General features: G+C 35.9%; 15 protein-coding genes. 7 read left to right on the top strand and 8 right to left on the bottom strand.

Features of this window, described 5'->3' with window-relative positions; all coding sequences use genetic code 11:
* The first annotated feature begins 6 nt into the window (after window positions 1-6).
* The 6 genes from BST97_RS13325 to BST97_RS13300 are packed head-to-tail and all read left to right on the top strand — an operon-like array spanning window position 7 to window position 4246.
* Window positions 7-588, top strand: coding sequence for a conjugal transfer protein (locus tag BST97_RS13325; protein ID WP_085767703.1), 582 nt, complete (start codon window positions 7-9; stop codon window positions 586-588).
* Window positions 589-590: 2 nt separating this feature from the next.
* Entirely contained in the window at window positions 591-1433 is an 843-nt protein-coding gene (locus tag BST97_RS13320) for a hypothetical protein (protein ID WP_085767702.1), read from the top strand.
* An 11-nt stretch (window positions 1434-1444) separates the two neighbouring features.
* Window positions 1445-2059: a conjugal transfer protein TraK gene (locus tag BST97_RS13315; RefSeq protein ID WP_085767701.1), complete on the top strand. Its 615-nt coding sequence runs from the start codon at window positions 1445-1447 to the stop codon at window positions 2057-2059.
* 51 nt (window positions 2060-2110) lie between these two features.
* Window positions 2111-3040 (top strand): conjugative transposon protein TraM, encoded by a 930-nt coding sequence (traM, locus tag BST97_RS13310; RefSeq protein WP_085767700.1) that lies wholly within the window; start codon window positions 2111-2113, stop codon window positions 3038-3040.
* Window positions 3037-3867 (top strand): DUF4138 domain-containing protein, encoded by an 831-nt coding sequence (locus BST97_RS13305; protein WP_085767699.1) that lies wholly within the window; start codon window positions 3037-3039, stop codon window positions 3865-3867. The genes traM and BST97_RS13305 overlap by 4 nt, the downstream gene beginning before the upstream one ends.
* A gap of 7 nt (window positions 3868-3874) precedes the next feature.
* A complete protein-coding gene (locus tag BST97_RS13300) occupies window positions 3875-4246 on the top strand; it encodes a hypothetical protein (RefSeq protein WP_085767698.1) in 372 nt (123 codons plus the stop codon).
* Between the two features lie 32 nt (window positions 4247-4278).
* Here the strand turns inward: BST97_RS13300 and BST97_RS13295 are convergent, their stop codons facing one another.
* The 8 genes from BST97_RS13295 to BST97_RS13260 form a co-directional block, all read right to left on the bottom strand.
* A complete protein-coding gene (locus tag BST97_RS13295; RefSeq protein WP_157111679.1) occupies window positions 4279-5370 on the bottom strand; it encodes a ComEC/Rec2 family competence protein in 1092 nt (363 codons plus the stop codon).
* Window positions 5371-5488: 118 nt separating this feature from the next.
* A complete protein-coding gene (locus BST97_RS13290; protein WP_085767696.1) occupies window positions 5489-6553 on the bottom strand; it encodes a TIR domain-containing protein in 1065 nt (354 codons plus the stop codon).
* 3 nt (window positions 6554-6556) lie between these two features.
* Entirely contained in the window at window positions 6557-6919 is a 363-nt protein-coding gene (locus tag BST97_RS13285) for a hypothetical protein (protein WP_085767695.1), read from the bottom strand.
* Between the two features lie 13 nt (window positions 6920-6932).
* Window positions 6933-7406, bottom strand: a complete 474-nt coding sequence (locus tag BST97_RS13280) for a hypothetical protein (RefSeq protein WP_085767694.1) — start codon at window positions 7404-7406, stop codon at window positions 6933-6935.
* Window positions 7407-7688: 282 nt separating this feature from the next.
* On the bottom strand, window positions 7689-7967 hold the full coding sequence (locus BST97_RS13275; RefSeq protein WP_085767693.1) for a hypothetical protein: 279 nt from the start codon (window positions 7965-7967) through the stop codon (window positions 7689-7691).
* Between the two features lie 3 nt (window positions 7968-7970).
* Window positions 7971-9890 carry a hypothetical protein gene (locus BST97_RS13270; protein WP_085767692.1) on the bottom strand — a complete coding sequence of 640 codons (1920 nt, stop codon included), beginning with the start codon at window positions 9888-9890 and terminating at the stop codon, window positions 7971-7973.
* 32 nt (window positions 9891-9922) lie between these two features.
* Complete coding sequence (locus tag BST97_RS13265; protein WP_085767691.1) at window positions 9923-11170, bottom strand: type II toxin-antitoxin system HipA family toxin; 1248 nt, start codon at window positions 11168-11170, stop codon at window positions 9923-9925.
* A gap of 5 nt (window positions 11171-11175) precedes the next feature.
* Entirely contained in the window at window positions 11176-11463 is a 288-nt protein-coding gene (locus BST97_RS13260; protein WP_085767690.1) for a helix-turn-helix domain-containing protein, read from the bottom strand.
* A 54-nt stretch (window positions 11464-11517) separates the two neighbouring features.
* Between BST97_RS13260 and BST97_RS13255 the strand changes: the two genes are divergently transcribed.
* A complete protein-coding gene (locus BST97_RS13255) occupies window positions 11518-12918 on the top strand; it encodes a hypothetical protein (RefSeq protein ID WP_085767689.1) in 1401 nt (466 codons plus the stop codon).
* Window position 12919 lies beyond the last annotated feature (1 nt).

The following is a 12919-nucleotide window of genomic DNA, read 5'->3' as shown; positions in this document are numbered from 1 at the left end:
AATATTATGAAGACAAAAATCAAAATTTTAGTAATGACCGTAGCCCTGACTTTATTTATGACAAGCAAAGCTACTGCCCAAGGAATGCCAGTGTATGACAACACCAACTTTATCAGCTTGGTAAAATCCTTGGTAGAATCTGCCAAACAGACGAGCCAACTTATCAAGTCTGTGAAATTTCTGAAAGATGCAAAAGAAGCCATCGAGAAAGTATCGAGTGTGGTACAACAGCTTAATGCTGTCCAAGAAATTGCAGACAACAATCAACGACTCATCAATGTAATGCAAACCGATTTGCAGGATATTTTGAATTCGCCTTACATCAAACCCGATGAAATCAGTAGAGTGGTGGAATCCTTTGATGCCATTGTACAAAACTCATTGGAAACGGTTGATTTTATTGACGAAGTTCTGTCTAGCGACTACCTAAAAATGAGCGATGCCGAACGTGCAAAAGTACTCAAGGAAAAAGAGAAGGAATCAAAGCAAATGGTGTCCAGCATCACAACCAAAACCAAACGCTATCGTGATATTATTTCCTTCCGAAAGATGCAGGATAAAGTCAATAATCGAGAAACAGACTATTAATAATGACCGCAACCATACTTTTAGGGATTGGGTTGGAATACATCGATACGGTGTTCCAGACCATACAGGCAAGCAACTTTTCACAATATACCATTGCAGGAATGAAAACACTTGCTGTCCTGTTCTTTTTGATCAACATCTTAAAAAAGTATAATGAAGGCATTGCCGATAAGGACGGTTATACTTGGGGCTTGAGTCCCAGCGAATTGGCAAAGAATTTTGCCATCGTCCTTTTAGTAATATTTTCAACGCAGGTGTTAGGATTCTTTGATGGGATATTGGTAGCCATCGAGGGACAGTACAGGGGAACAGCACCTGCGTTACTTCCATTGCAAATGCAGGATATTCCTTTAGAGGAAGATGTAAGTCTTTTTGATGCTGCAAGTTCAGCGATGACGCTTTTGTACGAAGCATTGGTAACACCGTTGTATGGCTTTAAAATATTAGCATTTATCTTAAGCACCATTCTTTGGATTCTCGACCTATTTATATACCCTTTATTTTTAGCCGAACGCTTTTTCCTGTTGGGAATAATGCAGGCATTTTTTCCATTGGTTATAAGTTTAGCGGTTTTTGAAAAATTCCGTTCCCTTGCTTATACATTTTTCAAATTATATGCGGCTGTATATATGTTGGTGCCTGCCTTCTTTCTGGTCAATGTATTTATCAATGCTATTTATACGGAAATCAATACCAATTTTTGGACAAACCTTTTCGGAACCGATACAGGTCAAGGTTTTTTTGCACCTGTGGTTCAATTAGGTTCGGTTGGATTTATCGTTTTCTTGAAATTCAAACTGTATAAGCGTGCCACGTCATTCACTCTCAGACTATTTACCAATTAAATCCAATCAGAATGAAAACACCATATAAGAATATTTATAACGTCCTAAAACTAAATCGGTTTATCGTTTTGGCAGTCGTTGTCTGTGCATTGCTGTCCAGCACATTTTCGGTTTGGATGGTTTTCAACACCAATCAAAAAGCGCTCAATAGTGCTTTTGCCATTAATACCGATGGCAGTATCATTCCGCTGAAGCTCGTGACGCAAAAAGAAAACTTTAGGGTTGAAGCTCTCGCACATTTGGATTTGTTCCACAACTACTTCTATAATATCGATGCCAGTAATTATGAACGTAATCTTGAAAAGGCATTGTGGTTGGGTAACAGTTCCGTGGACAATCTCTACCGACAGAAAAAAGCCGATGGTGTTTACAACAGATTGCTTCAGTATTCCTTGGTTCAAAAAGTATTGAGCATCGATTCAAGGATAAATGAAAATGAAGGCTCGTATGGTTTCACAACGACCACCATTTTTGAAATCAACAGAGGTTCGATAATAGACACTTACGAGTTGGTTTCTACCGGAAACCTGATTATGGTTGACCGAAACTTTCCCAACAATCCGCACGGATTATTGATTACAAACTATTTCGAGAACAATTTAAAGAAACTGAACGATGAAAATTGAGCCGACTTGCCTGCCGTCGGGCAGGTAATTGGCACTTAAAAAACCACGATTATGAAAGTAGAAAAGAATAAAATAGTATTTGCAGCGGTATTAGCCGTGATTTTCATATTCCTCATTTCCTATTCCATAATGGTAATGGGCGATGATGAAGCTGAAACTGAAAACCTAAAGCAGACCTTAGTACCAGATTTAGAGGAAAACCAAAAAGAATACGACTCTAAACTGGATGCTATAAATGACTTAAAGAAAGTTCGTGAAAATAACGCGCCCAGCATCTACGATGAAAAGCTCATTGATTCCTTGGGGTTCTACGACCCAGATTTACCAGAACGCGAAAAAGAGCGTATTGTAGATAGCATCTATGAAGCTGGCAAAATTCAATATTCATCGAAACGATACCAAAACTTAGGACAGAAAAGAAATGTTCGCAAAGCGGTATCAAAAATTGATTCTACTGAAGTAAAAAGGGAACAAAAAATTGAAGCTAAAGAATTGGGATTGGAACATCAATTGTTTTTTGCCGCTTCGCCAAAACCTAATGAAATTTCAATAATCGGTAATACAGATGAAACTATTTACGTGGTCGTAGATGGCGACCAAGTCGTAAAAGCGAATACCAGATTACGAATGCGCCTAACCAAAGCTGCAACAATCAACGGTAAAGAAATGCCTAAGAATACACCTGTTTTCGGTTTCATCAGCTTTCAGCCCAATCGTGCGCTCATTGAAATTGAAAACATACAGCACCATCCTACAAAGCTCAAAGCCTTTGATTTGTCAGATGGTAGCGAGGGCATCTATGTTGAGAACAACTTTAGGGAAGAAGCTACGAGAGAGGTGCTCGATGATGTTATTGGTGATATAAATATCCCGAGTGTCCCACAAGTTGGCGGACTTACCCAAGTATTCAGGCGCTCTAACCGAAGGGTAAAAGTAACCGTACTGAACAATTACAGATTAATTCTAAAACCCAAGTTATGAAAGTGACAATTTCCATATTAACCGTATTTATTTTCGCTTTCGCGAAAGCGCAAACAACTATAAAATTAGATACCATATATGCCAACGATACCAAGAATGTTGCACTATTCTTTCCAGAACCTATTCGGCAAGGCATAACTGGTTCAGATAATTTTGTCTTTACCTACAATCGTGAAAAAGAACAGTATTTCGGCCTATTGCAAGCCAAGCCAGGAAAGGAAAGTAATTTGCTGGTAGTTAACCGAAATGGTTCGATTTTTTCGTATATTGTAAGGTATAAAAAACAGCTTTCTAAGCTCAATTATTTCATTCCGGCATCCAATAGTATCGGGAATGAAAAACCGATTGTGACTGATTCAATTCTTGCTGAATCCTCTGAAGAGCGTGTAGATAACAGAACCTATTATTACCAAAAATTCTGCTCGTATCTTCTCAATAGAAAACAGCGCATAGGTCGAATCAAAAAGCGAAATGAAGGCATTGTATTAAGTGTTGAGAATATAGCTTTTGATAAAGAAGAGCTGTACTTCGTTATCCAGATTGAGAATAATTCCACCTTGGATTACGATTTGAATTTCTTGAATCTTTCGATTGAAACACGACAGAAAGGAAAAAGAAAATCGCTACAACGTTTGTATCAAGAGCCGATTTATAAACATAATCTGCCTTCAAAAATTGTAGAAGGTCAAACGGCACGGTTCGTTTATGTGTTGCCCAAGTTTTCATTATCCAATGACCGCAGGACAATTTTAGAACTGAATGAAAAGGATGGTGAACGAAATATTGAAATGAAACTATCGCACAGATATATTAATAACCCAAATTAATACTGTTATGAAAAAAATTGTTGTTTTCTCGCTCGTAGTGCTGTTCCTTTCGTGTGCCGAATCCACAACTAAAGTTTCCGGACCAAGTGCTACAGCCCAGATTGTTATCGAAAGTTTTTATGAAAAGGATGAAGAAACCCTAAAAGCCAACTCGACTTCACAGGCCTATTCTAACTATATGAACACTATGAATATGTTCAATGTTATACAAAAGGATGATTCCAACTTTACTGTTTTGCAGGACACCATTATGGGCGACGTGGCTTGGGTAAAATATACTACGGCCTACGACAAAACACCTGGTATTTTTAAACTCGTCAAACAGGATGGAAAATGGTTGGCAGATGCGAGAGGTTCAAAGGATAAATCGCCTTTTTAATTGAGTTTTTCCAAATCTAAAAGTTATCATCTTTAGATAGTCACTCTATAAATATTCTTAGAATTTGTGTATTTGAGATACCAAGTATCGAAATTTTTATTTGTAACGAATACATTATCGCCAGTCCTTTTTTCGTTTAGGCAACGAACGATATTCTTGCTTGGTCTATTCTTTCCGTTTTTCGCTGACACGAACACCGTTTCAGGATTAAAATATTCCAATAATTCTTTTGAAGTATTATATTTGCTACCGTGATGCGATAGGTCGAGAAATTCTAAATCCTTTATATTTTTGTCAAGCAACCCTTGGTCCGTAAAGCTCTCGATACCGGAATCACCTGTGAACAACAGTTTTCTATCATCAATTTTCAAGAGTGTGACGATACTTACCATATTGGTGGCTGATACACCCTTACTACTTTTTTTAAGATGTTCGCAGGGATTACTGGCAACGATTTCTTCTTCCATTATTTCGGTTAGCTTGGGCATTGCAAATTCTGACCTATCCTCTGATTGATGTTCTAAGAGTAGCGCTTTTGTTTCGTTAAGGTAAGTCTCATCTTTCAGCTCTTCGAGATAATCATCATAATATTTCTTTGTAGGGCTTATGACTGAAAATTCCTCAAAACCAGCCAAGAAATCGCCGCGAGTTGCTTCCTTGGTAATATCTTCAAGTCCGTACGCTCTAATCTTTTCTACGACCCGTACTAAATCCTTATACGCTTCCAATACGAAATCCATACTGTCGAACGCTGAGAACTCTTTTATGGATTTTTCATCGTCTTTTGATTCTTGAAGTCTTGAGATTTCCTGGTTTAGATATTTTTCTTGTTCGCTCAGCGAATGTTCAACTTTATGAATCCAGATTTCCCGTATAATAGAATGGTAATCTTCGATGATGTTCTCAACACCGCTCAAATGGTCATTATCATAGTGCGTACAGACGAGTAAATCTATCTTGTTGCCAAACCTTGGTAGTACTTCTTCAAGTCTGCGTTTTATCTTCCCGTAATACTTATTGTAGCCACCATCGATGACGATTAATGCATTTCGGTTTTCTTTTTCTAACATCAGAATTATGGCGTCACCATCCTGAACATTTATCATATTAACTTCAAACTTCATAAAATTCTGAATTATAATTAGATAGACAATATAGCATTATTTGGGGTAAAAAATTAACAGAATTATTCTTACTTAAAATAATCTTGTGTTTTGAGTCAATAGCTTGAAGTGTTTACTCTTAGTCAAAGTATAAAGTCTGCCCCAATACATCTTCCCAAAACAGTTTGTTATCTATAGAGAAAGGTGCGTCTTCATATTCGTCATCAAATTGTTCATCGAACTCAACCGGCAAATCCTTTTGCATAAATGAAGACAGTTCATCCAAGAGCGCTTCCAACTTTTGCATTTTTTTGGTTTTCCCAAAGTTTGCTTCCATTTCTTCATTTATAAAATCATTGGCCAATGCTTCGTCCAATTGAACACGATACGCTAAAGCTTCGATATTGATATCTTTATCAGCGTAGGACTTAAAGATGATTCCGACAATTATAGGATGAAAGCTTGACAATGCCTTATCTACTTTCCCCGTTAATTCTTCAAAAACCTCAAAATCGGTGGTATCACTATACTTTCTAACAATACTGTCAACTTCACTCTTATCTTTGGCTCTTTTCAGTTCTTCGACTTGGCTTTCCAATATAGATTTCTCTTGGATGAGATTGGACAAAGTTGTTTCCAGTTCATCCTTTTCTTTAATCAATTCTTCAAATTCTTCTCGGTCCAATGGTTTCTTAAATTCATTGTCCTTTAAGTAAGTTTTGGTCTTTATGACAAATTCTTTCTTCTTAGCCGTCCAGCGGTCACTTTTAATTTCAGAAACTGGAATGCTTAGTTTCTCCTGAAGGATGTCTCGCACTCTATCAAGGCTTTTTTCATCCAGTAATTTTTCAATTTGAATAGGTTCTTGAATTACACCAACCGTTTTGTAATTGATGGGCTTTACAATCAATGGAATTACCTCTGCGGACGTGACCCAACCGGCACCCATCTCGTTCATACAGACCTCACTTTCTTTATAGTTTGGTGTAATAATTAGAAAATTGATTTTTGCCAATTGCAGGGCATCAATAATAGAATTGCGCCAATCTGTTCCTGACTTTATTTTGGTGCCATCCGTACTGGTACAAAATATGTTGGTTATGTGAACGCCCAAACCACCCTGCAATATTAAATCGATGAAATTATCTACTATCTGCTTGTCTTTGCCTGAATGGCTGATAAAAATGTCTGTTTTCTTTGCCATATTTTATTTGTTTTCTTGTGTAAAGTAAATCGCTTCATCAACCAACCGCACGATATCATCAGAATTGTTCGCAGATTCCAATTCTTTTAAAAAATTATGTAACGCCTGTTCATTTACGGAATCCAAATCAAGATATTTAATCATCAGCTGTGTAGATTCTTGAAGTCGTTTTTTCAATTCTGCAAGTTGTTTGCTGGCACTTCCGTGAAACTTGAATCCCTTACCATTTTCGGTATTGATAAGATTGAGCAGTTCCATCTTTGAGGCGCGTCTTTTTCGCCTATCAAAACATAAGCCTCTGTTTAGGTATGCTTCGTAGAGCATACCCTTAGTTTCGTTTGTTTTTTCTTCTTTGTCAAATTTCATCGTTAAAATATGCTTATGTGATTTGTCTGTCTTTCCTTATGGCATCGAGAGTGGGTTTTAGGAAGTCAGGTTCTTTACCTTCAATATATTCAAGAATTAGAGGATTCATAGCAAAAAAATGAATGGTAAATGCAACCCAATCTTCTACAGTAAGCCTACCATTTATTTTGAACAATTTTTTAGACTTGCTCTTCACTTGGTATTCACCTTTGACCTTACTATTGAAATTGTTCGTCCTACGTTCATAATATTCTTCTTCGATATAAAACTGAAGAGCACCATCAAAATGACGAAAGCATTTTGAATCCATATCGTATTCTGCGTGTACGTACCTGACTGGAAAGTATGATTTCCCCTCTATTTCTGTTGTGACATTGGACTGTTTGAATTCTAATGCTTGGAATACTTTTATGTTTTCGTAAGAATACCAGTAGATATCCAACGCAAAAGCACTTGCGTAAAAGAAATCTAATTCAAAGTCGTCCAAATATTGAGGTGGTCTTAAATGGACTACATCATTCTTAATCGATGCAATATCTTCAGAGAATTTACTACCGTACCAAGTATCGAGTTCAATAGTTTCTGAACCCTCGACATCGATACAAACCCTATTTAAATCTAGTGCAATACCAACTTCATTTTCTTTGAAGTCGTGATACCAAAAGCGGTCAATGAATCTTGGCGCAAAGTTATTTCCTTCATAAAAATTACGTCTAAAATAGTTACTTGCATAGACTATATAATTTTGTTTGAATAAAATACCTTGAGCTTATACTTTTCTCTCAAATTGATAAATAAGCCTATTAAAATCAATTAATCCTTCTTTATCAACTTCAATATCTTCATTTAATTTAAGGACGATTTTATCTAGATAACAGGTTATGCCGAGACCTTGCAGATAATCAAAATTGGAAGATTTCAAGTCAATGTCAAACTGTTTACAATACCCAATAAAAGCTTCAATTAGTGTTTTGTTCTTTTCCAATTTGTCTGCTTTCTCTTGTGCTATAAAGGCTTGATATTTTTTGATGCGCTCAGCTCTATTCATCTCTTAATATTCTTTTAATTTAGCTACTCGATTAATTCTCGATAAAAAATGAATATTTCTAGTATCTTCTTCATTTTGATTCATAGCTAACTCAACTTTCTCTAATAGACCACGGACAGGATTTAAACGTTTCATTGGCTTTTTGCTCATTAATTTAAGAAGAGATGTTAATGGACCTGTCGGAACACCACTAGCCAATCCAATAGCTATATTTAAGGTCTGTGTACCTAAGTCTAATACCAAACCTGTTTTCTCTTGAGTACCTAAAAATTTATTGATTTCGTCATTGTACATTTTTATTTTTCTTTGCTGTTCCTCGCCATTAAGATTAGCTAAGGTTTCCATAAGTCTCTTACTGCTTGGGAAGACAAGTTCCTTGTTGAGCACATCTTCAAATTCTAAAATAGGTGGATAATCATTTATCTTCAACAATTGTATTGGTTCAATAAAAGTATTTCCTTTAATAAGGTACTGTTGACCTTCTACAAAATTCTTCAAGCCTTCCACTGTTGCCTTTTTATAGAAGTTCAATAGCGTTCCCATTTGTTCGGTGTAAGTGGCATCTGTGAATCCGTCTTTGCCACGAACGGGAAAATAAGTTGCATTTAGTGAACTTGAAAGATGTGATGCGTAGGAAAACACATTGAGCATAAATTCACTGGCCTCGCTGATATTTGTTTCAGGTGGATTTGAAATAATCTTGTTAACACCATAAACCGAAGCACTAAGAACACCACCTATCTGCAATACATCAAAACTTTTACGTCTAGCAACTACCGGCCAAGCCAAGGTTTTAAATAAAGAAGATGCATCAGTCTTCATATATTTTGAAAGCATTTCGCTAACAAATTTCATTTCTTTTATAGAAACACCATCACCAAAAAGATAATTGTCTGAAGTCTCGATAATATCACACTGTTGAAGACAAGCTATTGCTCTCTTCGATACAATAGCATCGGGTTTTAATGAAAAGACTTCATTTAAAAAATCAGTGTCGTATCTAGACACATCCTGAACTAATAGAATTGTTATTCTTTCTCGTATTATCAGTTCTATGAATTCTGCTCGACTCATAGAGTGGGCTTTAAACCAATCACCTAAGTTATTATCTATAGGCGGTGAAAGATAAATCCGCTGGTAAAGCAGAAGGAAATATCTTAAGTCTATATTAGGATATACACTAAAGTCAGCATAACACGAATACTCGTTCTGATTATAAAAAAAGAGTTGTTTTTTCTTAAAATTACTTTCAAAGATACTATCTACATTATCATACCATAAGGACTCATCACGTTGGACAAATTTTGGGATATTTCTAGCAACTCGATTACAGTAGTACGTTGAACTGCCATCCTTTGAGTGTCCATTGTGATCTGATGCACTATCTAACTCATCGACATAAATTCTAAAATCTATACCGCTCTTATAATTTTTCAGAAATTCAACAAGGTCTTCTTTCTGATTTTTAGTGAGGAATTGATATTTTTTCATAGAATTACTTTGATACCAATAATTTGCGATATGGATATTCACAACGCCTGGTTCATCACTAATTTTATAAAAGTTTATTCCAGGAAATTTGGACATCAACATATCTGCCCATCTAAATTTGGGCATTAGAACGCCTTGTAGTCCTTTTGGTATATCTACATCTTCTAAGGATGATAGAATTTTAAACTTTTCTTTTGGTTTTTTACGCGACAGATTAATAGGTACCAAAATAGGTTTGATAGATTTCTCAAACTCAGCTTCAATTTTATGATAATCAACTTTTCTGTTCTTTATTTGAATCACAAAAGAATCATCTTCAACTTGATAAATTATAGTCTGTAATTCTGGAAATTCTGCCCTTAGATTTAGGTCTGTTTTCCGGACTATTCCGTGGTGTAGTCGTTTTTCATTTTTGATTTCAATATAATTCATTCAAAATTTTGATATTGTTTAAGTGATGAGTACTATTTAAAAGCCCCAGCCATCAATTCTATTTCGACATTTTTAATACCGATCCTCTTTGCCACTTCTTTCCAGTTCTTAACAACAGAAAGGACTTTATCTAAAATGGTTTCCATTTCGCTTTCGCTTAAGCGAAAATATTGCCCTACGCTTTTGGCCAAATCAAAATCCAACGCATTATCATCCATATCAATATTAAGAGATAACCCATCTTTTTCTATGGATGGATTTAAATCATACGCTGGCGATAAAATCCATCCCTTTTCTGTTAGAATAAATCCGTGATTACGTAAATGGTCATCGGTGTTGGAAATGGCGATATTAAATACGATACGCCGCCAAAGTTGATGCAAATTGGCCTCAACATCCACACCATATTTTTCTATAAATTCTACAATTTCGAGATAGCTTGGCGCTGAATCTCTAATGGAATCTTCGGTATTTCCGGTCATTGTCATAGCGGATGCAAAGTGAATGCGTTTTCCATTGTCCCTATCAAACCGTCTTGTTAAGAATGTGTGATACTGACCGCTAATCTTCTCTAATGTAGAATCTGCCATATCTATACCCGATGCAGTAGCTAATTGATAGGCTAAAAACTCCCAAGCAGCTTTGTCAACTGTATCTGTTTTTGACGGAAATTTGGCAATCCATAGATTTCCTTGGGTATCAAAAATGTTAGCTTTTGGTCTGGCACCACCTAATGAAGAACCTGGCGCAATCAGTACTGCAATCCATTTTCGTATATCATCATTTTGTTCGTCACTTTCTAACTGTTTGACGGCTTCTTGTAAATCGCCCAATGATGACCAAGGTGGTGTTGGCGTTCTATCATCATTATCTAAAAAAGGACCTTCTAGTTCGGTTTTAAAACGCAATGCACCCATCCTACTTTCATCAAAAACCCCAAGCAAATAATCTATTTCATAGAGTGTACGAGCCTTTTCATTATTTGCTCTAGCATCTTGAGCAGCCCTACGTTTCATTAAAGTCTTTCCCCAAGTGTCTGGCATACTATCTAAAAAGATTCCGAAATTCTCTTTGTTGGTTGGATATTGCGGACCAGAATAAAAATCAATGTCCGGGTCTAACAATCTCTGTGCATCGGTTTTTAACCAATCTTTATCATACTTAAAACTGAATGCTTTTTTTCCCTTGGCAAAATGTGCCGATAAAGTTCCTATTAGTGTTGGTTCTTTAAGACCTACCCAATCAGCAAAAACATATATGTCAAATTTTCCTGTTGCCATCTTTCTTATAATAAATCAAGGTCTTGAAGTTTTCTGCCAAATTCATCATCTACTGCCAGCTTTTTAAAATCATCTTCCAAGTTGAGAACTCTGAAAACATTAAAATAAGAACCTATGGCAACCGCTGGATCGCCTTTTTCTATTCTATACAACGTAGTCCGATTAATCCCCGCACGTTCAGAAACCTGCTCAGCCGTGAGCTTTCTTCGCTTTCGTGCTAGCTTTATATTCTCGCCCAATTGCTCAAATACTTTCTGATATTTTGGTAACAGAACTGTTTTCTTAGAATTCATTTTGTTGCATATTTACCACAAATTTACTATTTTTGTTGATAATATGCAACAATTATGAATTTTCCTATTTTTGATAGCCACCTACTTTTTAGTGCAGATAGACCAGAGTTCAAAATTTATATAGACAAAGTCTTAACTGAAAAATTGAAAGCATTAGACGCACCGGTTGAAATATCTGTCAATGTAGTTTCAGCAGATGATATAGAAATTGAAGACAGAGACTGGATTTACAATGCATCACTTTTTGATATATATGCCTCTGTTCCTTTTATTGAAAACAAGGTGATTCAAACATCGAAGGCATACACCGATTTTCTTGAAAAATTTGATTCCTTCTTAAATATTTTCAAAAGTATGTCACAAATAGAAGGTATGACATTAGCGCCTTTTGCTCTCTATTTTAACTTTGAAAACAAGTATGTCTTAAAATTCCTATTTCATCCAAAACCTAAGGATATTGACTATGTATCAATGCTTTCATCAGCTTTTGAGACAATAGCTCACCTACATCAAGAAAAAGAGAGCGAGTTGAAAAATACGATTCACAATTCATACTCAAGAAGAAACAATAAAAAGTATTTAACCTTTTCAGAAGATAGCTGGAAAGTTCTCAATCCTTTACTAGAAGTGGGAAAGGAAATTACTAAAAACTACAGAAAAGATAGAGATTGGCGTGTTAAGAAACCTCATATAATGCTCAATCAGGATAACTTTACTCATCGCTTCATCTTTGATTCTAATTGGGTACTTGTTTTTGACCATTTAGAAACGATGTTGATTCAGCCAAATGACGTCGCCCTATATTCTAATATATCTGAAAGATGCTTAAAACAGGCGCGCGAATTTTATGACAAAGTAATTCTGCCACGTCATAAGCAATGGTCAGGTAGCTTCCCGTCTTTAGAAATCCAAAAAGAATATTATGATTATTTTGAGATAATAATTGAGGCGGTAATCTTTGCCTATACCGCTTTAGAAGCTTTCGCTAACATCTGTATTCCATTTGGATGGGAATACCAAACAGAAGCAAATGGTGTAAAGACCATATACTCTAAAGAAGCCATAGAGCGCAAATTTCCGCTTCGTGATAAATTCAAAAAAATAATACGCCCTATATTAAATACATCGGATCCAAGTCAAGAAAATTGGTGGATGTCTTTTACAGAACTTGAAAACTTACGAAACGAAATCATCCACACCAAACAGTCCAAGTCTGAGGAACGTTATGCTAAATTACTTTCCCAATCCATTTTTAATATCGTAAAAAATCATCAGGATATTATTCAGTTTTACGGTAAACACATCTCTAAATATAAAACTGAGCTCTTAGAAGAGTATCCTTATGAGTTTGGCTATGATGATATTATTCCAGGATTGATGACTGATAAAAATTATTGGAAATCGTACAAATCTATTCGTAACATCAATTTTGACAGGTCAGGCGAGGAAGAATAAC

The organism is Nonlabens spongiae (assembly GCF_002117125.1).
Taxonomy (GTDB): Bacteria; Bacteroidota; Bacteroidia; order Flavobacteriales; family Flavobacteriaceae; genus Nonlabens; species Nonlabens spongiae.
Note: the sequence above shows the minus strand (reverse complement) of the source record. Positions and strands in the feature narration are given on the sequence as shown.